The sequence below is a fragment of the Rouxiella sp. S1S-2 genome, from assembly GCF_009208105.1.
In the GTDB taxonomy this organism is placed as follows: Bacteria; Pseudomonadota; Gammaproteobacteria; order Enterobacterales; family Enterobacteriaceae; genus Rouxiella.
Window position 1 is genome coordinate 502,959 of record NZ_WFKL01000001.1, and the last position, 22,880, is coordinate 525,838.

At 52.4% G+C, this 22,880-nt stretch carries 15 protein-coding genes; 9 read left to right on the plus strand and 6 right to left on the minus strand.

Translation table 11 applies throughout. From position 1 onward, the window contains the following. Positions 1 to 45 precede the first annotated feature (45 nt). The 6 genes from asd (at position 46) to glgP (ending at position 11,018) form a co-directional block, all read left to right on the plus strand. On the plus strand, positions 46 to 1,149 hold the full coding sequence (gene asd / locus GA565_RS02315) for an aspartate-semialdehyde dehydrogenase (RefSeq protein ID WP_055775987.1): 1,104 nt from the start codon (positions 46 to 48) through the stop codon (positions 1,147 to 1,149). Between the two features lie 400 nt (positions 1,150 to 1,549). Beyond that, on the plus strand, positions 1,550 to 3,736 hold the full coding sequence (gene glgB, locus GA565_RS02320; RefSeq protein ID WP_152197218.1) for a 1,4-alpha-glucan branching enzyme: 2,187 nt from the start codon (positions 1,550 to 1,552) through the stop codon (positions 3,734 to 3,736). Further along, complete coding sequence (gene glgX / locus GA565_RS02325) at positions 3,736 to 5,724, plus strand: glycogen debranching protein GlgX (protein ID WP_152197219.1); 1,989 nt, start codon at positions 3,736 to 3,738, stop codon at positions 5,722 to 5,724. Before glgB ends, glgX begins: the two co-directional genes overlap by 1 nt. A 24-nt stretch (positions 5,725 to 5,748) precedes the next feature. Beyond that, a complete protein-coding gene (gene glgC / locus GA565_RS02330) occupies positions 5,749 to 7,026 on the plus strand; it encodes a glucose-1-phosphate adenylyltransferase (protein ID WP_055775997.1) in 1,278 nt (425 codons plus the stop codon). An 85-nt stretch (positions 7,027 to 7,111) separates the two neighbouring features. Continuing rightward, positions 7,112 to 8,542: a glycogen synthase GlgA gene (glgA, locus tag GA565_RS02335; protein WP_152197220.1), complete on the plus strand. Its 1,431-nt coding sequence runs from the start codon at positions 7,112 to 7,114 to the stop codon at positions 8,540 to 8,542. A gap of 28 nt (positions 8,543 to 8,570) precedes the next feature. Then, a complete protein-coding gene (gene glgP / locus GA565_RS02340; protein ID WP_152197221.1) occupies positions 8,571 to 11,018 on the plus strand; it encodes a glycogen phosphorylase in 2,448 nt (815 codons plus the stop codon). Positions 11,019 to 11,111: 93 nt separating this feature from the next. Here glgP and glpD read toward each other — a convergent pair whose 3' ends face one another. The 3 genes from glpD to glpG all read right to left on the minus strand — a co-directional run bounded on the left by glpD (position 11,112) and on the right by glpG (position 14,540). Then, entirely contained in the window at positions 11,112 to 12,623 is a 1,512-nt protein-coding gene (glpD, locus tag GA565_RS02345; protein WP_152197222.1) for a glycerol-3-phosphate dehydrogenase, read from the minus strand. A 312-nt stretch (positions 12,624 to 12,935) separates the two neighbouring features. Continuing rightward, complete coding sequence (locus GA565_RS02350; RefSeq protein WP_055776011.1) at positions 12,936 to 13,694, minus strand: DeoR/GlpR family transcriptional regulator; 759 nt, start codon at positions 13,692 to 13,694, stop codon at positions 12,936 to 12,938. Positions 13,695 to 13,703: 9 nt separating this feature from the next. Further along, complete coding sequence (gene glpG, locus GA565_RS02355) at positions 13,704 to 14,540, minus strand: rhomboid family intramembrane serine protease GlpG (protein ID WP_152197223.1); 837 nt, start codon at positions 14,538 to 14,540, stop codon at positions 13,704 to 13,706. Between the two features lie 636 nt (positions 14,541 to 15,176). Between glpG and GA565_RS02360 the strand changes: the two genes are divergently transcribed. Continuing rightward, entirely contained in the window at positions 15,177 to 16,253 is a 1,077-nt protein-coding gene (locus tag GA565_RS02360) for an acyltransferase (RefSeq protein WP_193311866.1), read from the plus strand. A gap of 65 nt (positions 16,254 to 16,318) precedes the next feature. Here the strand turns inward: GA565_RS02360 and glpE are convergent, their stop codons facing one another. Beyond that, positions 16,319 to 16,639: a thiosulfate sulfurtransferase GlpE gene (gene glpE / locus GA565_RS02365; protein WP_152197225.1), complete on the minus strand. Its 321-nt coding sequence runs from the start codon at positions 16,637 to 16,639 to the stop codon at positions 16,319 to 16,321. A 351-nt stretch (positions 16,640 to 16,990) separates the two neighbouring features. On the opposite strand from glpE, the gene malP reads away from it, so the two are divergent. Together malP and malQ are read left to right on the plus strand one after the other, a co-directional pair. Beyond that, entirely contained in the window at positions 16,991 to 19,399 is a 2,409-nt protein-coding gene (malP, locus tag GA565_RS02370; protein ID WP_152197226.1) for a maltodextrin phosphorylase, read from the plus strand. Positions 19,400 to 19,408: 9 nt separating this feature from the next. Continuing rightward, positions 19,409 to 21,490, plus strand: coding sequence for a 4-alpha-glucanotransferase (malQ, locus tag GA565_RS02375; protein ID WP_152197227.1), 2,082 nt, complete (start codon positions 19,409 to 19,411; stop codon positions 21,488 to 21,490). 37 nt (positions 21,491 to 21,527) lie between these two features. On the opposite strand, the gene nfuA is transcribed toward malQ, so the two are convergent. After that, positions 21,528 to 22,103, minus strand: a complete 576-nt coding sequence (nfuA, locus tag GA565_RS02380; RefSeq protein ID WP_055776027.1) for a Fe-S biogenesis protein NfuA — start codon at positions 22,101 to 22,103, stop codon at positions 21,528 to 21,530. Positions 22,104 to 22,162: 59 nt separating this feature from the next. Continuing rightward, the gene (gene gntX / locus GA565_RS02385) at positions 22,163 to 22,846 is read right to left on the minus strand and encodes a DNA utilization protein GntX (protein ID WP_152197228.1); all 684 of its coding nucleotides are present in this window, start codon (positions 22,844 to 22,846) and stop codon (positions 22,163 to 22,165) included. Between the last annotated feature and the right edge of the window lie 34 nt (positions 22,847 to 22,880).

Consider the following 22,880-nt stretch of genomic DNA (forward strand, 5'->3'; position numbering starts at 1 on the left):
ACGCGCAATAAATGCAGTTATCACCCTCACGGCAGGACAGTAATTATGAAAAATGTAGGTTTCGTCGGCTGGCGCGGTATGGTCGGTTCTGTGCTCATGCAACGCATGACAGAAGAGCGCGATTTTGACGCCATTCGTCCGGTATTCTTCTCCACTTCGCAGCACGGCCAGCCTTCGCCGGTATTTGGCGGCCATCAGGGCACGCTGCAAGACGCCTTTGATCTGGACGCACTGAGTGCGCTGGATATTATCATTACCTGTCAGGGCGGGGATTATACCAATGAAATCTATCCAAAGCTGCGTGAAATCGGCTGGAAGGGTTACTGGATAGACGCCGCTTCTTCTTTAAGAATGAAAGATGACGCGATTATTATTCTGGACCCGGTCAACAAGTCAGTGATTCATGAAGGCATCGACAAAGGCGTAAAAACCTTCGTGGGCGGTAACTGTACCGTGAGCCTGATGCTGATGTCGCTCGGTGGCCTGTTTGCCAACAACCTGGTCGAATGGGCGTCGGTAGCGACCTATCAGGCAGCCTCAGGCGGTGGTGCACGTCACATGCGCGAGCTGCTGACTCAAATGGGCATGTTGCACAATAGCGTCGCGCACGAACTTCAGAACCCAGCGTCGGCAATACTTGATATTGAACGCAACGTGACGGCGCTGACCCGCAGCGGCACGCTGCCGACGGACAACTTCGGTGTACCTCTGGCTGGCGGCCTGATCCCGTGGATCGACAAACAGCTCGACAACGGCCAGACCAAAGAAGAGTGGAAAGGCCAGGCCGAGACCAACAAAATTCTGAACACCTCGAGTATTATTCCGGTAGACGGTCTGTGCGTGCGCATCGGCGCGCTGCGTTGCCACAGCCAGGCATTCACGTTGAAACTGAAAAAAGACGTGTCAATTCCTGAAATCGAGCAGATGTTGGCGACCCACAATGACTGGGTTCGCGTTATTCCTAATGACCGCGAACTGTCGATGCGTGAACTGACGCCGGCTGCGGTAACGGGCACCATGAATACGCCGGTGGGACGTCTTCGCAAGCTGAATATGGGGCCTGAATATCTTTCAGCCTTCACCGTGGGTGACCAACTGCTGTGGGGCGCTGCCGAACCGCTGCGCCGCATGCTGCGTATTTTGCTTTAATCCCCTCCCGGATGTGATGTTAAGGGATGCCGTTGGGTATCCCTTTTTTAATGCTTTTTTACCGCCTTTTTGACTGTTTTTTGACCTTTCTACCACTTCTCGTCTTTACCAAAAATTTCTTTTAATTCAGGCCTTGTTCTTATAAAGCTTTGTCTATGCTTAGTAGAGAGTGATTCTGAATTTGAGTAGGGCATTTGTCTGCTTTTTTTCATAAGTGTGAACGCAAACGCACTTTGCTCCCCTAGCTGGAGCATAGTAAAAGGCTGTGCAATCTTTACGGGTTTACCCTGGCAAATGGGCCTTATTCAGGATGAATAGACGACGCTAATGGAAAATACGATCGGGCTGACACAATGATTTTATTGGATTTGTTGATTAATTGATCACAGGACGAAACACCATGCCAGTACTTCCCGACCAGCACGTCATTAATCAGATTATTTCCGGCCGCTATGCCGATCCCTTCTCTTTGCTGGGGATGCATGAGGTTGCCGCAGGGCTGGAGGTGCGCGCACTTTTACCTGACGCCGAGCAGGTCTGGGTGATTGACGCCCAAAAACAGAGTCGGGTGGCTGAACTGAGCCGCTATGACGATCGCGGTTTTTTCGTCGGCCTGCTGCCACGGCGCAAAAAATTCTTTCGCTATCAGCTCGAAGTGCGCTGGGGCGACAACGTTCATATTATTGATGATGCCTATCGTTTCGGTACCTTGCTGCAGGAGCTGGATATTTGGCTGCTGGCGGAAGGTACCCATATTCGCCCCTATGAAAAACTGGGTGCGCATCCGCAGAATCTGGACGGCGTTGACGGGGTAAGTTTTGCCGTTTGGGCACCCAATGCCATCCGCGTTTCGGTGGTAGGAGAGTTCAACTTTTGGGACGGTCGCCGCCATCCGATGCGTCTGCGACGTGAAAACGGCATTTGGGAGCTGTTTGTGCCCGCAGCTTGTGAAGGCCAACTGTACAAGTTTGAAATTATCGACTGCCGAGGTCACGTCAGTCTTCGCGCCGACCCTTATGCTTTTGAAGCGCAGATGCGTCCGGATACCGCCTCGCTGGTGCGTAAACTGCCCGAAAAGGTCGACTATTCCCCAGAACGTAAAAAAGCCAATGCACTCAATCAGCCGGTGTCGGTTTACGAGGTACATCTTGGGTCCTGGCGTCGCCACGCGGACAATAATTACTGGCTGAGCTACGGCGAGCTGGCCGAGCAGCTGGTCTCTTATGCGAAATGGATGGGCTTCACCCACATTGAACTGATGCCGGTCAATGAACATCCATTTGACGGCAGTTGGGGCTATCAACCCCTGGGTATGTATGCGCCAACCCGCCGCTACGGTTCGCCTCACGAGTTTAAAGCCTTTATTGATGCGGCACACAACGCCGGATTAAATGTGATCCTCGACTGGGTGCCCGGTCATTTTCCTAGCGATGCCTACGGGCTGGCGCAGTTCGACGGCACGGCGCTGTATGAATATGCTGACCCGCGTGAAGGCTACCATCAGGACTGGAATACGCTAATTTACAACTATGGCCGCCACGAAGTCCGTAACTATCTGGCGGGCAATGGTTTCTACTGGATTGAGCGCTACGGAATCGACGGTCTACGGGTCGATGCGGTGGCGTCGATGATCTACCGCGACTACAGCCGTAAGGCGGGTGAGTGGATCCCCAATCACTACGGTGGCCGCGAAAATCTTGAAGCCATCTCTTTCCTGCAGTACACCAACCATACCATCGGTAAAGAGCTCGGCGGCGCGGTCACTATGGCCGAAGAGTCTACCGACTATCCCGGCGTAACCATGCCGCCCGAGGCCAACGGACTAGGTTTTCACTACAAGTGGAACCTGGGCTGGATGAACGACTCGCTAAAATACATGCAGCTTGATCCGGTTCACCGTAAGTATCACCACAACCTGCTGACTTTTGGTGTGCTCTACACTTACACCGAAAACTTTATCCTGCCGCTCTCGCACGATGAAGTGGTGCACGGCAAGGGTTCGCTGATTGACAAGATGCCCGGCGATGCCTGGCAAAAGTTTGCCAATCTGCGCGCCTATTATGGCTTTATGTGGGCACATCCGGGCAAAAAACTGCTGTTTATGGGCTGTGAGTTTGCGCAGGGCCGCGAGTGGAACTTTAACCAGAGTCTCGACTGGCACTTGCTCGACGACCCGAACGGTTGGCACAGCGGCGTGCAAAATCTGGTGCGCGACCTCAATCACACCTACCAACAACAGTCCGCGCTGTACGAGCTGGACTTCAATCCGCGCGGTTTTGAGTGGCTGGTGGTCGATGACCATGAAAACTCGATTTTTGCCTTTGCCCGCCGAGATGAGCACGGCAACGAGCTGATTGCGGTCAGTAATTTCACACCGGTTCCGCGCTATGGCTACCGCATTGGCGTGAGCCGCCCGGGTCGCTATCACGAAGTACTCAATACCGACTCCCATCATTATCACGGCAGCAATATCGGTAATGCGGGCGATGTTTACACCGACGCTTACCCAAGTCACCAGCGTGAGCACTCGCTTTCGCTGGTGATCCCGCCTTTAGCCACGATTTATCTGCGGCGGGAGGATTGCTGATGAGGTCACTTCAGTCGGGTAAATCTTCGCCATTTGGTGCTCATTTCGATGGAGATGGCGTCAATTTTTGCGTTTTTTCTTCCACGGCTGAAAAGATCGATCTCTGCCTGTTTGACGAGCAGGGCAATGAAAAGCGTCTGGCTCTGCCGACGCGCACCGGCAATCTTTGGCACGGCTATTTGCCGGGTGCAAAAGTGGGGCAACGCTATGGTTTTCGTGCTCACGGCGCGTTCTCGCCGTCGCAGGGGCTGCGTTTTAATGCGCAAAAGTTACTGATTGACCCCAGTGCGCGAGCAATAGAAGGCAAGCTCTCCGACGACCCACGCCTGTGCGGCGGTGTTGACGTAGCCGACGCGCGAGACAGTGCCGATGTCGTCCCCAAGTCGCGCGTGATGAATGACGATTTTGACTGGCAGGGCGACGTTGCACCGGGCATTCCTTGGGGTGAAACCATTATTTACGAGGCGCATGTTCGCGGCCTCACTCTGTTGCACCCGGATATTCCTCAGGCGCTGCGTGGCACCTACGCTGCGCTTGGACACCCGATTATGCTCGACTATTTCAAGCGTTTGGGGATTACCGCGCTGGAACTGCTGCCAGTTCAGCACCACGCCGATGAGCCCAGATTGCAGCGTTTGGGCCTGAGCAATTATTGGGGCTATAACGTTTTGGCACCGTGGGCGCTTGAAACCGGTTATGCCAGCGGTGTTAACGGTGTCAGCGCGCAGGACGAATTTAAGACGGCAGTAAAGGCGCTGCATCAGGCGGGCATTGAAGTGCTGCTCGACGTGGTGTTCAACCACACCGCCGAGTTGGACGTCGAAGGGCCGACAGTTTCTCTGCGCGGTTTTGATAACCGCGCCTGGTACTGGCTCAATCAGGACGGCAGTGACAACAACCTGACCGGCTGTGGCAACGCTATGCGCCTGGTTGATGATGAGGTCATTGCCTGGACGATAGCAAGCCTGCGCTACTGGGTTGAAACCTATCATATTGACGGTTTTCGCTTCGATCTCGCGACTTTACTCGGACGTACGCCGGAGTTTGACCCTCACTCTCCGCTGTTTGAGGCCATTAAGGCTGACCCGTTGCTCAGCGGCTGTAAGCTCATTGCCGAGCCGTGGGACATCGGCGAGGGGGGCTATCAGGTCGGTAATTTCCCTGCGCCTTTTGCCGAGTGGAGCGACCGCTGGCGCGATGATATACGTAAATTTTGGCTTTACGGCACGCTCTCTCTGGGGGCGTTTGCCACCCGTTTTGCGGCCTCCGCCGACCTGTTTAATCACGATAATCGCCTGCCTTCTTCAGCGGTGAATATGCTGACTGCCCACGACGGGTTCACATTGCGTGATTTAGTCAGCTTCAATGAGAAACATAATCAGGCCAACGGGGAAGATAACCGCGACGGACATGATAACAACTACAGCCAGAACCACGGCGAAGAGGGGCTGAATGTCTCGACGGCCGTGGCGCAGCAGCGAAAACTCAGTCAGCGTGCGCTGCTGGCAACGCTGATGCTGTCGCAGGGAACGCCGATGCTGCTGGCGGGTGACGAGCTGGGCAATTCTCAGCAGGGTAACAACAATGCCTATTGTCAGGACAACGCGCTGACCTGGATAGACTGGTCAGAGGCCGACGAGACGTTGACTGACTATGTCAGTGCGCTGATCGCCTTGCGTAAAAAAATTCCGGCATTGAATCAGGACAGGTGGTGGCAGGGAACGTCGCAACAGGTGCAGTGGCTCGACGGCGCAGGACAGCCGATGACAACAAAAAGCTGGGAACAGGGCGGGCAGCAATGCCTGCAAATTCGTTTGTCTGACCGCTGGTTGCTGGTGGTCAATTCATCACTTAATGACGTTGAAATGACATTACCGGAGGGCGGTTGGACCTGCGTTGCGCCTTTTGACAATGAACAACAAAACGTCAGGGAAAGCTCGTCTTGGCGAGCGACGGCTAAAACGCTCTGCGTATTGACCCAAGGTTAGCAGGGCATTAGGAAGGATTCAGCTATGGCTACGTTAGAATTCAATGACCGCATGATGTTGGCGAGGCAATTACCTCTCAAGTCGGTAGCGCTGATCCTGGCAGGGGGGAGAGGTTCGCGTCTGAAAGACTTGACCAACACCCGTGCCAAACCCGCAGTCCATTTTGGCGGAAAGTTTCGCATTATCGATTTCGCACTCTCGAACTGCCTGAACTCCGGCATACGCCGTATTGGCGTGATTACGCAGTATCAGTCCCACACGCTGGTGCAGCACATTCAGCGCGGATGGTCTTTTCTTAATGAAGAGATGAACGAATTTGTGGACCTGCTGCCCGCACAGCAGCGACAAAGCACTGAGCATTGGTATAAAGGCACTGCCGATGCGGTCTACCAAAATCTGGACATTATTCGTCGCTATCGTGCCGAATACGTGGTGATTCTGGCGGGGGACCATATCTACAAAATGGACTACTCCCGCATGCTGATTGACCACGTTGAAAAGGGCGGAGAATGCACCGTTGCCTGCCTCGAAGTGCCGTTGTCCGAGGCCAGTGAGTTTGGTGTAATGGATGTCGCCGAAGACTACCAAATTAAGTCTTTCATTGAGAAACCCAAGGACCCGCCGTCAATTCCCGGCCAGCCCGATAAGGCAATGGCCAGCATGGGGGTCTATATTTTCAATGCGGACTATTTGTTCAGGCTGTTGGAAGAGGACATGGCCAGCGAAGAGTCGAGCCACGATTTTGGGAAAGACATTATTCCTAAAATCACCCGTCAGGGTGTGGCCTGGGCGCATCCGTTCGGCCTGTCGTGCGTCACCTCAAACACTGAGTTGCCGCCCTACTGGCGCGATGTGGGCACTATCGACGCCTACTGGCGTGCGAACCTTGACCTGGCGTCGGTGACGCCGGAGCTGGATATGTACGACACCAACTGGCCGATTCGCACCCATATGGAACCGCTACCGCCGGCGAAATTTGTGCAGGACCGCTCGGGCAGTCACGGCATGACCATGAACTCCCTCGTTTCCGGCGGCTGCATCGTTTCAGGGTCGGTGGTGGTGCATTCGGTGCTTTTTCCACGGGTGCGCATTAATTCATTTTGCAATATCGACTCAAGCATTCTATTACCTGATGTTGAGATTGGTCGGTCATGTCGTCTGCGTCGCTGTGTGATAGACAGAGCCTGCCAAATCCCTGAAGGAATGGTCATTGGCGAAAATGCAGAGGAAGACAGCAAGCGTTTTTATCGATCGGAAAGCGGGATCGTTCTGGTGACCCGCGCTATGTTGGCGAAATTATAAAGCCTGCCGAAGACGATCGAATTATTCACTTATTTCCTTTCACACCATTCGCTGTGTTTGGTGTGAAGAAGTTTCAGGAGCGAGAATGCAGGTTTTACATGTTTGTTCCGAGCTGTTTCCTCTGTTGAAAACCGGCGGTCTGGCAGACGTCGCCGGTGCGCTTCCCGCCGCGCAAATTGCCGAGGGAGACGATGTTCGCGTTTTGATCCCTGCTTTCCCCGATGTTAAAAAAGGCATCGGTGAGACCCAACTCGTTGGTACGCTGGACACGTTCGCTGGTCACGTTTCCCTGCTTTATGCCGTTTATCAGGGCGTGGGTGTTTATCTGATAGATACGCCAGGTTTATACGACAGGCCGGGCAGCCCCTATCATGATCAGTCTTCGAATGCCTATTCTGATAATCATCTGCGCTTTGCTCTGCTGAGCTGGATGGCCTGCGAGCTGGCCTGTGGTTTCGACAGTCACTGGAAGCCGGATGTCGTGCACGCTCACGACTGGCACGCGGGCCTGACATCGGCCTACATCGTGGCGCGCGGGCGTCCGGCGAAAACCGTGTTCACCGTGCATAATCTGGCGTTTCAGGGATTGTTCTTTGCCCACCATTTGGCCGAGCTGCAACTGCCCGCCGACTTTTTCCAGATGCACGGGCTGGAGTTTTATGGGCAGATTTCGTTCCTGAAAGCCGGGCTGTTTTATTCTGACCACGTCACCACCGTCAGTCCGACCTACGCCAAAGAGATCACGCAACCGGCGTTCGGCTACGGCATGGAGTCACTGCTGCTTGAGCGGCAGAATCAGGGCAAGCTGACCGGTATTCTCAACGGCGTGGATGAAGCGATTTGGGAGCCAAAAACTGACGTGCTGCTGTCTGCACGCTACAGCGCCGACGACCTGCGCGCCAAATCGATTAATAAAACCTATTTACAGCGGGCGATGGGACTGGACGTTGACGACTCGCGGCTAGTGTTTGCCGTGGTCAGCCGTCTCACCAGTCAAAAAGGGCTGGATTTAGTCCTTGAAGGCCTGCCAGAACTGCTTGAACAGGGCGGTCAACTGGCGGTGCTGGGCGCGGGCGATGCCGTTTTGCAGCAGGCTTTTCTGGCCGCCGCTGCCGACCATCCGGGGCAAGTTGGCGTACAGTTGGGGTATCACGAGGCGTTCTCGCACCGCATTATCGCCGGGGCTGACGTCATCATGGTGCCAAGTCGTTTTGAACCCTGCGGACTGACCCAGCTTTATGGATTGAAATATGGCACGCTGCCGCTGGTAAGACGCACCGGCGGACTGGCCGATACAGTTGTAGATTGTGCGCTTGAAAATCTGGCCGACGGTACGGCCAGTGGGTTTGTGTTTGAGGAGAGCACCGGAAAATCGCTGGGCAATGCGATTCGACGCGCTTTCGTGCTGTGGAGCCGACCAAAACACTGGCGGCACGTTCAGCACCATGCGATGGGGATAGATTTTGGTTGGAAAGTAGCCGCTCAGGCTTATAAAAATCTTTATCAACGGCTGTGAACCACAAACAAATTGGGAACATAACACTATGACTTCACCGATTAACTACACCTCACCCACCGTCAGCATTGAGGCGCTTAAGCATTCAATCGCCTATAAGCTGATGTTTATCGTTGGTAAAGATCCCTCTGTGGCTAATCAGCACGACTGGTTAAATGCCACGCTGTTTGCCGTTCGCGATCGCATGGTCGAGCGCTGGCTGCGTTCAAATCGTCATCAGCTTTCACAGGACGTGCGACAGGTTTACTACCTGTCGATGGAGTTTCTGATTGGCCGCACGTTGTCCAATGCGCTGCTTTCGATGGGTATCTACGATGATACCAAGCAGGCGCTGGACGAGATGGGGCTGGATCTTGAGGAGTTGATTGGCGAGGAAAATGACCCCGGTTTAGGCAACGGTGGGTTAGGGCGACTGGCCGCCTGTTTCCTCGATTCGCTTGCGACGCTGGCTTTGCCGGGTCGCGGTTACGGCATTCGCTATGAATACGGCATGTTTTCACAGAAAATAGTCAACGGCGAGCAGAAAGAGTCACCGGACTACTGGCTGGAATACGGTAATCCGTGGGAGTTTCAGCGTTACAACACCCGCTACAAAGTGCGCTTTGGCGGACGTTTGCAGCACGAGGGGTCAAAAACGCGCTGGCTCGAGACGGAAGAAGTGGTGGCCGTCGCCTATGATCAGGTTATCCCGGGTTTTGACACCGACGCCACTAACACGCTGCGACTGTGGGGTGCACAGGCCAGTAACGAAATTAACCTCGGCAAGTTCAATCAGGGCGATTACTTCGCCGCCGTCGAGGATAAAAACCACTCAGAAAACGTGTCACGCGTGCTTTACCCTGACGATTCAACCTATTCGGGCCGCGAGCTGCGCCTGCGTCAGGAATACTTCCTGGTCTCGGCAACGGTGCAGGACATCCTTAATCGCCATTACATGACCCATAAAACCTTCACCAATCTGGCAGATAAAATCGCCATTCACCTCAATGACACCCATCCGGTACTGTCGATTCCCGAGCTGATGCGACTGTTGATCGACGAGCATAAGGTGAGCTGGCTTTCTGCGTGGGACACCGTGAGCCGCGTGTTCTCGTATACCAACCATACGTTGATGACTGAAGCGCTGGAAACTTGGCCAGTGGACATGCTAGGCAAAATTTTGCCGCGCCATTTACAGCTGATTTTCGAGATTAACGAACACTTCCTCAATCACGTGGAAGAGGTGCTGCCCGGCGACAATGAAATGAAATCGCGGGTATCGATTATTGATGAAAATAACGGCCGCAAGGTGCGCATGGCGTGGTTGGCGGTCATTGCCAGCCATAAGGTCAATGGCGTTTCGGCGCTGCATTCCGACCTGATGGTCAAGTCACTGTTTGCTGATTTTGCCAAAATTTACCCCGACCGTTTCTGCAATATGACCAACGGCGTTACGCCACGACGCTGGCTCGGATTAGCCAACAAGCCGCTTTCCGCACTGCTTGATGATGCCATCGGCCATACCTGGCGAACCGATTTGAGCCAGTTGGCCGAGCTTAAGCAGGACATCGACTATCCAAGCTTTTTAAAGGCGCTGCAGAAGGCCAAGTATGAGAACAAAAAGCGTCTTGCCGCCTACGTTGGTGAGAAGCTGGGCGTGGTTATCGACCCCCACAGCCTGTTTGACGTGCAGATCAAGCGCATTCACGAGTACAAACGGCAACTGCTAAACGTGCTGCACGTGATTACCCGCTACAACCGAATCATTGACGATCCCGATGAAAACTTTGTTCCACGCACGGTTATTTTCGCCGGTAAAGCGGCTTCCGCCTACTATGCGGCCAAGCAGATCATTCGCTTGATCAATGATGTAGCGGACGTGATCAATAACGATCCGCGAACTAAAAACAAGCTGAAAGTGGTGTTCATTCCTAACTACAGCGTCAGTCTGGCACAGTTGATCATCCCTGCCGCGGATCTTTCTGAGCAGATCTCCTTGGCTGGTACCGAGGCGTCGGGCACCAGCAACATGAAGTTTGCTCTCAACGGCGCGCTGACCATTGGTACCCTCGACGGCGCTAACGTTGAAATGCTGGAACACGTCGGCGAGGAGAATATTTTCATCTTTGGTAACACCACGCCGGAGGTGGAGGCCTTGCGTAACAATGGTTATAACCCGCACGAGTATTATGAGAACGATGAGGAACTGCACAAGGTGCTGACCCAAATTGCGACCGGCACGTTCAGCCCCGGCGAGCCTAAGCGTTATCACAACCTGTTCGACAGTTTGGTCAATTTAGGCGATCACTACCAACTGCTGGCTGATTACCGCAGCTATATTGATACGCAGGATAAAGTTGACGAGCTGTATCAGCAGCAGGATGAGTGGTCACGCCGTGCGCTGCTTAATATTGCCAATATGGGGTATTTCTCGTCCGACAGAACGATCAGTGAATATGCCGAGAAGATTTGGAATATAAAACCGGTAAAACTTTAGAACAGATCTCCGCCCCAAACTTTTGGTGTGGAGTTTCTAATATGATCCCCTCCCCGTTAGGGGGAGGGTTAGGGGGCACAAGCGATGAAGAACTTAAGACGCCAGCGACAGCCCTTTACGCTGCTGAGCGTGCTGCTTCAACCATTCGGCCACCCGCGCCTGCTGCGGTTTGGTTAGCCACATACCCAGCTTGGTACGGCGCCAAATTGCATCATCAAGCTCGACGACCCACTCTTTTTCAACCAGATAGCGCAACTCTGCCTCGTAGAAATCATGGCCAAAGTTTTCACCCAATGAATCAAGGCCGGTCGCGTCGGCGAGAATAATTTCACTCTGACTGCCGTAGGTGTGGGTGTATCGGCGGGCCAGCGATTCAGGCAACCAGCCGTGGCGACGGCGCAATTCTGCCGCATAGCTCTCTCTGCCCTCACCGATGTTACCCCCCGGCAGCAGGCCGTTTTTGGTCCACGCCGGACCCGCGTTAGGATAGTACTTCGACAGTTTCTCCATAGCGTGCTCGGCGAGCTTACGATAAGTGGTCAGCTTGCCGCCGAAAATAGACAGCAGCGGCGCTTTACCGTGGTCATCGTGAACGTCCAGGGTGTAATCGCGGGTGATTTTCTGTGCCGAGTCCGACTCATCGTCACACAGTGGGCGCACGCCTGAATAGGTCCAGACAATGTCTTCGCGCGTCAGCTGTTTCTTGAAATAGCTGTTATAGATTTTTAACAGATAATTAATTTCGTCGTCGTCGATTTCTACGTTTTTCGGGTCGCCATGATACTCCACGTCGGTAGTACCAATAATAGAAAACTCGTCCATCCACGGGATAACGAAGGCGATACGATTGTCTTCGTTTTGAAGAATGTAAGATTGTGGCTCACTGTGAACGCGTGGAACCACAATATGGCTGCCTTTAATCAGGCGAATACCGTACGGTGATTTCAGCTTCAGGCCGTCGTCGAACAGCTGTTTTACCCACGGACCCGCCGCGTTTACCAGGCCTTTGGCACGGAAGGTATGGGTTTTACCGGTATCAATATCCTGAGCTTCAACTATCCACAGGTTGTTTTCACGCCATGCGCGATTCACACGAGTGCGGGTTCGAACTTCGCCGCCCCGTTCTTCGACTTCTTGAGCGTTAAGCACGACTAAACGTGCATCGTCTACCCAACAGTCAGAATATTCGAATCCACGGGTGATTTCCGGCTTCAACACCGAATTCTGGCCAAATTTCAGGCCTTCACTGCCCGGCAGGCTGGTACGTTTACCCAGATGGTCGTACATAAACAGACCAATGCGGATCATCCAGGCCGGACGCAAGTGTGGCTGGTGCGGCAGACGAAAACGCATAGGGAAGGCAATATGTGGTGCCAGTTTGAGCAGAACTTCACGTTCGGCCAGTGCTTCGCTTACCAAACGAAACTCGTAGTGTTCCAGATAGCGCAAGCCGCCGTGGATCAGTTTTGTACTGGCCGAGGAGGTTGCGCAGGCCAAGTCTTGCGCTTCAAGCAGCAGAACGGATAGCCCGCGGCCCGCCGCATCCGCAGCGATACCGGTACCGTTTATACCGCCACCAATTACGATCAAGTCTTTGGTTTCCACGTCATCTTCCTCCAGATGTTCGTTATAGCTCTTTAATGTTCGTTTTCGCTCATTATTGTAATCGATAACCAACAAACAAGCCAAGAGTTAACCAAATAAAAACATTCATGCGTGATGTAGGTAACATTTTTACCTAGATTTAACGGGAAGGGATGACAGAATGATGAAAATTTCATCCGGCTTTTCGTTATTGCGCGTTTTAGGGGCATCAAAGGAGGTTAAGCGAACAACAATGAAAGCGGAATAATAGAAGGAATTAGACGGGTGTGGCCGGGAAGTCGTGAGGCACTTCCCGGCATTTATCTATGCTAATTAGCAGAGTTCTAACTGAACTTCGTACTTGTTAATCAGCGCCATCACGCTTTCCGGTGGCTTCTGATCGGTAAACATATAGTCGATAAGACTCATATTTCCGAGGTTAACCATCGCGTTACGCCCAAACTTGGAATGGTCGGTTACCAACATCACATTGCGCGAGTTCTCGATAATCGCGCGTTTGATGCGCGCTTCATGATAGTCAAACTCGAGCAGCGAGCCGTCCATATCAATCCCGCTTATCCCTAAAATGCCGTAATCGAGGCGGAACTGAGAGATAAAATCGAGCGTGGCTTCGCCCATGATGCCGCCGTCGCGGCTGCGTACTTCGCCCCCGGCCAACAGAATGCGGAAGTCCTCTTTAGAGGTCAGTAAGGTTGCCACATTGAGGTTATTAGTGACGATTCGCAGGTCACGATGATTAATCAGCGCGTGGGCGACCGCTTCCGGCGTAGTGCCGATATCGATAAACAGTGTTGAACCATCGGGTATCTGGCTTGCCACCCGGGCGGCAATGCGCGCCTTTTGATCAGACCACATCACCTTGCGGTCATTATAGGCGGCGTTGACCGAACTCGAAGGCAGTGCCGCACCGCCGTGATGACGATGAATCTTGTTCTGTTCGGCCAAATCATTGAGGTCGCGCCGAATCGTTTGCGGGCTGACGGCAAAATGCTCAACCAGCTCTTCGGTACTGACATAACTTTGCTGACGCACCAGCTCGACAATGGCGTCATGACGTTGTGTTTGTTTCACCTAAATCCCCTAGCTGCGTTTCATGCGTGGCGCACGCGTATCGCAAAAAGCCATGATAAGACCCACCACCAAACCAAACACATGTGCGGCGTTGGCGATTGCGAGGCCCATCACATTAAAGTAACCCAGCACCAGCCAGGCGATAGCGAAAACCATCAAACCTCGCGGCAGGGAGAGCTGGCTTTCAGGTTTGAGTTCGCCCGTAAGCCACACATAGCCCATCAGCGCATAGACTACGCCCGACAGACCCCCGAAATATATACCGCTGAAAATAGACTGTCCCCAGCCGCTAAGCAATGCCGAAATTAGTGCGATAGTAAACAGTTTGCCGCTGCCGAGGCGTTTTTCAACCGGGCCGCCCAAATACCACCACCACATCACATTAAACAGAATGTGCATCAGTGAAAAATGCAGGAAGGCCGGGGTGAACCAACGCCAAAGCTCAACGTACTGACTGCTGTCAACCGGCCAGGCCAGCCACTGCATCACCAGCTGGTCGCCGTAAATTTGCTGAATAATGTAGACCACGATGCAGATGACCATCACCGCCATCGTCAGTGGACCGGCCTGGCTGCGAATTCTCTGCCAGTATGAGTAGTGCTCGTAGGTGAGTTTGGTTTGGGTATTCCCTGCACTCCAACTCGCGGCCTGATAGCGGGAATTTAAAGGATCTTTTATAAAGATTGCCAGTTCGGCTTCAACTTCCTCCAGCCGAGATTCATCCTCAAGCCAGATTTGGACTTCTTGTCCGTCTTGCTTCACCTGCAACTGAACGCCACGCGTTGCCATATAATCGACAAACGCCTGTGCGATACGGGGGTTTGTCAGGCTGAAAACTCTTGTCATATTGTTCCGCTGATCCTGTAATCTTCTGATTTTGAATGAATATTATACATTAACGCGAGTGCAAAGGTGAGCTTTCACCCCTGACAAAGAACAATTGATTATAACGTCAGCAATCTTCGCTGTATGCCAGATAAATGACTATTAATGTGTCCGATGATCCTGACAAAACCTGATGAGGAGGAGTGTTTCATTTTACCTGGCGAATCGACGGGCTACCGCTACTGAAAGAATCACGTTTTTATATTTCGTAGACTGAATTAATTCGATGATTAAATTGGTGATGTAAACCCTACGGAGTTTTTGCTGGATTAATAAACTCAGATCACAAATAGATAAAAATAATTTGACAAATAATGTGTGATGTAAGAAATGTATTGTTTTAAAAAAATCCGCTCCTTTTTTATGCTTATGAATAAGGCGGAAATACCCATTGCTTACCTAAATACCTATTAAGAGTGGAGGTATTTTAAGCGGGTATTTATAATTATCAATTAAAACTGTAAATGCGTAGTAACACATGCGCGTAGCGAATAAAATTATGAGTTTTTAGTTCTATGTAAAGTTTGCGTAAATTAACATTATGCTATATGCTCTCATTTTGACATTAATCTTCATATTAATCAAAGAGTAATGGTCATGCAGCATATTCGTGCACTCGACGGCGTTCGTGGTATTGCCGTGCTTATCGTTATGTTTTTTCATCTTGAAATTCCGGGTTTTTCTCTGGGTTGGGCTGGCGTTCCGCTATTCTTTTGCCTGTCGGGATTTTTAATAACAGGTATTTTGCTCGAGCAAAAAAAACGACCTTTTAAAGAGTACCTGGGCAGCTTTCTCTATAACAGGCTGCTGAGAATATTCCCTCTATTCTATGCTTACTTGTTAATCAACTACCTTTACCTCAAGGCCACCGGTCACTCCTCTGACGGTTATCTGTGGTTTGTTCTTTATCTGCAGAATATATATATCGGCTTAACCGGCACGACGCCGGGGTTTGTTATCCAAACCTGGTCACTGGCAGCAGAAGAACAGTTTTATTGGTTATGGCCGCTGGTTATTTTCTTTTTGAAAGAGAAGACCATGGTGAAAGTATTCATCGTCTTCATTATTTTTTCAGTCTGGGCGCGGAGCTTCATTTACCATGCTTCTGGTGACAATCCCTACATGTTCAATGCGACAGTGCTAAGTTGCACCGATGGGCTAATTTTGGGCGCGCTGTTCGCAAAAATAAAAGACCATAAGCATGCCGCTTCGGTCGCCGTGGGCCTGTTGGTGGCCGGTATTGCTGTCTCTTACTATGCCATTGTGACTACCGGCTTTGACGCATTTTGGCTGCCGTCAGGCTGGGTGGGCAAGTGTGGCTACCTTGCAACTTCTCTGGCGATGGTTTTCAGTGCGCTGATTTTCTTTGTCTACAAATGGGATAAGGAGGCGACGGTAAATCCGTTGAAGCAAGTCTTGAAAAGCCGCTTTCTGGTCTACACGGGGAAGATTAGCTACGGCCTTTATATGTGGCATCTTGCCTGTTTCTACGCCATTACACTCATATTCAAGAAGCTGGGAATGGGCAATCACAACCTGATGTATTACGCTCTTGCGATGTTGGCAGCCTATGTCGTCTCCACGCTGTCCTTCTACTTGTTCGAGGTTCACTTCCTTAAGTTGAAGAAAAAGAGCAAAGCCCGAGCTGCCGAGAGAAAAGAGTTAGTGTTTTAACGCAGATTCACTCACCGCGAGTTATGTCAATGAACTGGCCCGGTGAGTGAAATTCAGTTGTGTTCTTAGGACTGGACGTCCTGCGGGAAGGTTTTTGACCAGGCTTCAAAGCCGCCGTCTACACTGTATACCGAGTCAAATCCCTGCGTTAACAGATACTGTGCGGCACTGCGGCTGCTGATGCCGTGGTAGCACATCACCAGCACCGGCTGGGTGGTTTCAGTCTGCTGCATGAATGCGCTGATGCTCTCATTGCTTAAGTGAAACGCACCGAGAGCATGAGCAGTGTTAAAGCTCTGAATGTCGCGGATATCAACCATTACCGCATTGCCTTCTTTCAGGCGGGTATGGGCCTGCTCAACGCTGATTGCTTCAAACTGTTCCATGCTGCTTCTTGCCTCGTAATGACCAAAACTGACGGTTAAAAATATTCAATTCTATTGTAACCAATTCTTTGCTGTTCAAGACCAGATGATGTGTAAGGTCTTTATGTAAAAGTCCACCGACTATGCGAAAAATCATGAAAAACTCAGCTTTTTAAGGGATGAGATTTCGTTAAGCCAAGGCGAAATCACGACTTTTAGCCGTTCAATGGATGAGCAAAGTTCTGATAATGGGTTTATACATATAGGTGTCGCACATCACATTTTTCACTAAAAGTCTCTGACGTACGGCTCCCGGCACGTCGCGGACTGCATACTTTCCCAGCTTTATCACCTAAGGATAGAGATTGCCCTATGCCGAAACCGACTTTTAAGCAGGACAGTTTTTTGGCGGCATTGACCCGCCAGTGGCAAGCATTCGGACTGACCTCCGCCGAGGATATGACTCAGCACCAGTGGTGGCACGCGGTGAGTGCCGCAGTGGCTGAACAGCTACCGCCGCGTCCTGACAGCGGCAAAGGCCGCAGCAAAGTTAAGCGCCACGTTAACTACATTTCGATGGAATTTCTGGTGGGACGTCTGACCGGCAATAACCTGATTAATTTAGGCTGGTACGACAAGGTGGCCAAAGCGCTGGCACCGTTTGATATCAATTTGGCCAATCTGCTCGAAGAAGAGGTCGACCCTGCGCTGGGCAACGGCGGTTTGGGCAGGCTGGCGGCCTGTTATCTTGATGCCATGGCTTCAGTGGGACAGCCGGCGATAGGCTACGGCCTTAACTATCAGTATGGTCTGTTCCGCCAGAGCTTTGTCAACGGTAAGCAGCACGAAGCCCCCGATGACTGGCACCGCAATGCCTACCCTTGGTTCAGGCACAACAGTGCGCTGGCGGTAGACGTCGGCGTTGGCGGTAAAATTTTCAAAGGCGAAGGCGGAAAATCTTACTGGAAGCCTGATTTTATCCTGCGCGGCGAGGCGTGGGACTTGCCAGTTATTGGCTATAACAACGGTGTGTCGCAGCCGCTGCGGCTGTGGGAAGCCACCCACGTTCATCCTTTCGATCTTGAGAAGTTTAACGACGGTAAGTTTTTGCAGGCCGAGCAGCAGGGAATTGACGCAGCGAAGCTAACCAAGGTGCTGTATCCCAATGATAACCATGAGGAAGGTAAGCGCCTGAGGTTGATGCAGCAATATTTCCAATGTGCCTGTTCGGTGGCGGATATTCTGCGTCGCCATCATTTCCTCGGACGTAAAATCCGCGAGCTGCCTGACTATGAAGTGATTCAGCTTAACGATACCCACCCGACCATCGGCATTCCCGAGATGCTGCGCGTGCTTATCGACGAACACCAGATGAGCTGGGACGATGCCTGGCACATTACCTGCCGCACCTTCGCCTACACCAACCATACGTTGATGCCCGAAGCGCTGGAAACCTGGGATGAAAAACTGGTGCGCAGCCTGCTGCCGCGCCATTTTGCGATTATTAAACAGATCAATACCAACTTTAAGAAACTGGTCGACAAGCACTGGCCGGGTGACGAGGCAGTGTGGGCCAAGCTTGCTGTGCATTACGACAAACGGGTCAGAATGGCCAACCTGTGTGTGGTGGCGGGTTTTGCAGTCAACGGCGTGGCGGCGCTGCACTCCGATTTGGTGGTGAAAGACCTGTTTCCCGAGTACCACGAACTGTGGCCGGAAAAATTCCACAATGTTACCAACGGCATCACGCCAAGGCGCTGGCTTAAGCAGTGTAATCCGGCACTTTCAGCCCTGATTGACGATACGCTGAAGACTGAGTGGGTCACCGATTTAGATGCCCTGAAGGGGTTGGAAGCCAGCGTTAAAGACAAAAAATTCTGTAAACGCTACCGCCAAATAAAGCACGACAACAAAGTGCGCCTTGCTGACTACATTAAACAGCGAATGGGGATTGTGCTCAATCCGGACGCGATTTTTGATGTGCAAATCAAACGTCTGCACGAGTACAAACGTCAGCATCTGAACTTGCTGCATATCGTTTACCTTTATCAGCAGATTCGCGCCAACCCCAAACTCGACATCGTGCCAAGAGTTTTCCTTTTCGGCGCGAAAGCGGCCCCCGGCTACTATCTTGCTAAAAATATTATCTATGCGATCAATCAGGTAGCCGAGAAAATCAACAACGATCCGCTGGTGGCCGACAGGATCAAAGTCGTATTCATCCCAGATTACAACGTATCGGTAGCCGAGATGATGATCCCGGCGGCGGACGTATCGGAGCAGATATCCACCGCCGGTAAAGAGGCTTCGGGCACCGGCAATATGAAGCTTGCGCTAAACGGTGCGCTGACCGTGGGGACGCTCGACGGCGCCAACGTTGAAATCGCCGAGCAAGTCGGTGACGACAATATCTTTATCTTTGGCAACACCGTCGATGAAGTTAAAGCGCTGCTGAAAAAAGGTTATAAACCGAAGGCGCTGGTCAAAAAAGATAAGCATCTCAAGGCAGTGCTCGACGAGCTGGCCAGCGGGTTTTACAGCGACGGCGATAAAAAAGCCTTTGATCAACTGCTCGACAGTCTGCTCGACGGCGGTGATCCCTATCTGGTTCTGGCCGATTTTGCTCAATACTGTCAGGCACAGGAAAAGGTCGACACGCTCTATCGCGACCGTGATGAATGGACTCGACGCACGCTGCTTAATACCGCCCGAGTTGGTATGTTTAGCGCTGACCGTTCAATTCGTGATTATCAGCAGCGTATTTGGCAGGCTAAACGTTAAGGAGCAGCCATGCAGGGCGAGGAACTCGAACAGGCAGCAAAGCGGGCAGGAATTTTAGACAGCTTTATCAATATGCTGGACGAGGTGCAAACCGTTTCGTCCCACACCCAACAGGCGCTGCTTGAGGCGATGGGGCGAGATGAGCAGGAGCCGGAAACGGGTCCGTTGCCGTTGGTTAAAGTGTTTCTGGCCGGTGAGAGGCTGAGCTTTATCCCGCAGGGCGAGGGGCAATATCAGTGGCAACTGACGCTGGAAAACGGCGACATCTCCGTGGGCGAGGGCACTTTTGGTGAACCTCTGGAGCTGAGCCGTGACACAGTGCTCGGTTATCACCAACTGACACTCACCTGGCAACGGCAGCAGTGGTCATGTCGGACTATTGTTGCCCCATCGCGCTGTTTTGAACCCGAAGCGTTGGTTAACGGTGAAAAACTCTGGGGCGCCTGCGTGCAGCTTTACACCCTGCGTTCAGAAAATAACTGGGGCGTGGGGGATTTTGGCGATTTAAAGCAGATGATTGAACAGTTGGGAACGCGCGGGGGTGCCTTCGTGGGGCTGAATCCGATTCATGCGCTCTATCCTGCAAATCCGTCAAGCGCCAGCCCTTACAGCCCTTCGTCGCGCCGTTGGTTAAATGTAACTTATATTGACGTTAACGCCGTTGAGGAGTTTACCGGTTGCCAACAGGCGCAGAGTTGGTGGCAAAGCGCTGAGACTCGCGCCGCGCTGGATAAGGCGCGCAGCGTTGACTATGTCGATTATCCGGGCGTGATGGCGCTGAAAATCACAGGGCTTAAGTTGGCGTGGCGTAAGTTTCAAATTCTTGCCGAAGCGGGACAGCGAAAACGTGATTTTCGCGACTTTGTGCTGCTGGGCGGGGAAAGCCTGCGCCAACAGGCGGTGTTCGATGCGCTGCATACACACCTAAGCGAGACGGAGCAAGGCTTGTGGGGATGGCCCGCGTGGCCTGCGCCTTATCAGGACCCGCAGAGTGCTGAAGTGGCAGAATTCTGCGAACGTTATCACGACGAGGTGGCATTCTTTCTTTGGCTACAGTGGCTGGCACACTGCCAGTTTGCCGAGTGTTATCAGACCAGCGTTGGACTTGAAATGCCCATCGGCCTGTACCGTGATTTAGCGGTAGGCGTGGCGGAGGGTGGCGCAGAAACCTGGTGCAATCGCTCGCTTTATTGCATGGGGGCCACCGTTGGTGCACCGCCGGACATTTTAGGTCCTCAGGGGCAGAATTGGGGATTACCGCCCCTCGATCCCAATGTGATGAAGGCGCGTGCCTATCAGCCATTTATCGATTTATTGCGCAGTAATATGGCCGACTGCGGCGCGCTGCGTATCGACCACGTCATGGGCCTGCTGCGGCTGTGGTGGATACCAAAAGACCAGCACGCTGGTTTTGGTGCCTACGTCAGTTATCCGCTAAACGACCTGCTCGCCGTGCTGGCGTTGGAGAGCCAGCGGCATCAGTGCATGGTGATTGGTGAGGACTTGGGCACGGTGCCTAAAGAGATTGTCGCCAGTCTGCGTGAAAGCGGAATTTATTCTTATAAAGTGCTGTATTTCGAACATGACAAGCAGCTGATCTATCGTGCCCCCCAGGACTATGTGGCGCAGGCAATGGCAACGGTGACCACCCACGACCTGCCGACCCTGCGCGGTTATTGGCAGGGGGATGATTTAACGCTGGGCGAGAAGCTGGGTATTTATCCCGATGCAGAGATATTGGCCCACCTGCGCAGGGAGCGAGCACTGACTCGTCAGGCGCTGCTCGATGCGTTGCATCGGCATCACTGTGTGCCCAAAAGCTTGAGTACACGCGCTGAATCGATGGAAATGAGCGAAACACTCAACCTCGGGTTGCAGCGTTATTTGGCCGACAGCGCCAGCGCTTTGCTTGGCCTGCAGCCGGAGGACTGGCTGGATATGAGTACGCCGGTTAATGTACCGGGCACCAACAGTGAATATCCCAACTGGCAGCGCAAGCTGACAACGCCGCTTGAGGCGATGTTTAAAAATCAGAGAATTGATCGGTTACTAAAGGATTTGAACGAAAGAAGAAAGAGGGAGGATAGTTGATAGCATCCCCCACTTTTGCCGTGGGGGATAGACTAGATTAGTAGAACGAGTGCTCGCCGCGCTGATGTTCTGTCAGGTCGCGAACGCCTTTCAGCTCAGGGAATGCCTGCAACAGTTCTTTCTCGATGCCGTCTTTCAGCGTGACATCAATCATTGAACAGCCATTACAGCCGCCGCCGAACTGCAGAATCGCCAGACCCTCGTCGGTAATTTCCATCAGTGAAACACGGCCACCGTGGCTGGCTAGCTGCGGGTTAATCTGCGCCTGCAGCAAATACTCAACACGCTCCATCAGCGGCGCATCGTCAGAGACTTTGCGCATTTTTGCGTTCGGCGCTTTCAGCGTAAGCTGTGAGCCGAGCTGATCGGTAACAAAGTCGATCTCTGCTTCATGCAAATACGGTGCGCTAAGCTCGTCGATGTAGGCCGACAGCTTTTCAAATTTCAGTTCTGTATCCGTGGCTTCCACGGCGTCGGGTGGGCAGTAAGAAACACCACATTCAGCAGTTGGCGTACCTGGGTTAATCACAAATACGCGGATCTGGGTGCCTTCTTCCTGGTTCGCCAAAAGTTTGGCAAAGTGCTCTTGGGCAGCATCGGTAATAATGATCATAACATTGGCTCAATAGTTGACTACTCCAGTTGGTTATAATACGCCCTTTAACAGACTGACTACAAGGTGCGGCAAATACACCAAATTTGTAATGAGGCAATATCGTTTTTATTCAGAAGCTTACTGACTTCGCTAATTGTGCTGCCGGTGGTGACTACGTCATCAATCAGTGCAACATGTTTTCCTGTCAGCGCGGAATTGCAGCTGAAAGCCTGCCGTAAATTGCGCTTTCTCTCGGGTTCTGAAAGCTGCTGCTGTGGCACCGTGGCGCGGTCTCTTTCCAGCGCATAAGGCTGATAGTCACAGCCCAGCCAGCGAGCCAGTGGACGCGCCAGCAGTTCGGACTGATTGTAACCGCGATGACGATAGCGACGCAGATGCAAAGGAATGCTGAGCAGCACCTCAGGCCGAGCCACGCTGCCTGTGCGCCAACGAGCAAGCCACTGCAGCAACAGCAATCGCGCCAGAGGTTCGGCCAGCTCTGGCGTGGACGAAAATTTAAAGCGCAGCAGCAGGGTGCTGATGGGCAACTGATAAACGCTGGCAAAGATCAGTGATTGCCACAGCGGCGGCTTTAAAATACAGCGTCCGCAGGGCAATCGTGCATTGCTACCGGGTAATCCACAGCGCGGACAACAGCAGGGCAGTGCCGGTAAATGCTTGATACACAGGCTGCAAATTCCGTGCCTGGCGAGCTGTAGCGGCTGCTGGCAAAGCCAACACCGGCTGGCAATGGTGAGCATAATAGGTAGACTATTCCTTTATTAAATCTTCATG

Bases quoted from the DNA above. Each gene is read 5' to 3' on its own strand.
- malQ (WP_152197227.1), top strand. From the start codon at position 19,409: ATGCAGGGCGAGGAACTCGAACAGGCAGCAAAGCGGGCAGGAATTTTA.
- malP (WP_152197226.1), top strand. From the start codon at position 16,991: ATGCCGAAACCGACTTTTAAGCAGGACAGTTTTTTGGCGGCATTGACC.
- asd (WP_055775987.1), top strand. From the start codon at position 46: ATGAAAAATGTAGGTTTCGTCGGCTGGCGCGGTATGGTCGGTTCTGTG.
- glgP (WP_152197221.1), top strand. From the start codon at position 8,571: ATGACTTCACCGATTAACTACACCTCACCCACCGTCAGCATTGAGGCG.
- glpE (WP_152197225.1), bottom strand. From the start codon at position 16,639: ATGGAACAGTTTGAAGCAATCAGCGTTGAGCAGGCCCATACCCGCCTG.
- gntX (WP_152197228.1), bottom strand. From the start codon at position 22,846: ATGCTCACCATTGCCAGCCGGTGTTGGCTTTGCCAGCAGCCGCTACAG.
- nfuA (WP_055776027.1), bottom strand. From the start codon at position 22,103: ATGATCATTATTACCGATGCTGCCCAAGAGCACTTTGCCAAACTTTTG.
- glpG (WP_152197223.1), bottom strand. From the start codon at position 14,540: ATGACAAGAGTTTTCAGCCTGACAAACCCCCGTATCGCACAGGCGTTT.
- GA565_RS02360 (WP_193311866.1), top strand. From the start codon at position 15,177: ATGCAGCATATTCGTGCACTCGACGGCGTTCGTGGTATTGCCGTGCTT.
- glgC (WP_055775997.1), top strand. From the start codon at position 5,749: ATGGCTACGTTAGAATTCAATGACCGCATGATGTTGGCGAGGCAATTA.
- glgB (WP_152197218.1), top strand. From the start codon at position 1,550: ATGCCAGTACTTCCCGACCAGCACGTCATTAATCAGATTATTTCCGGC.
- glgA (WP_152197220.1), top strand. From the start codon at position 7,112: ATGCAGGTTTTACATGTTTGTTCCGAGCTGTTTCCTCTGTTGAAAACC.
- glgX (WP_152197219.1), top strand. From the start codon at position 3,736: ATGAGGTCACTTCAGTCGGGTAAATCTTCGCCATTTGGTGCTCATTTC.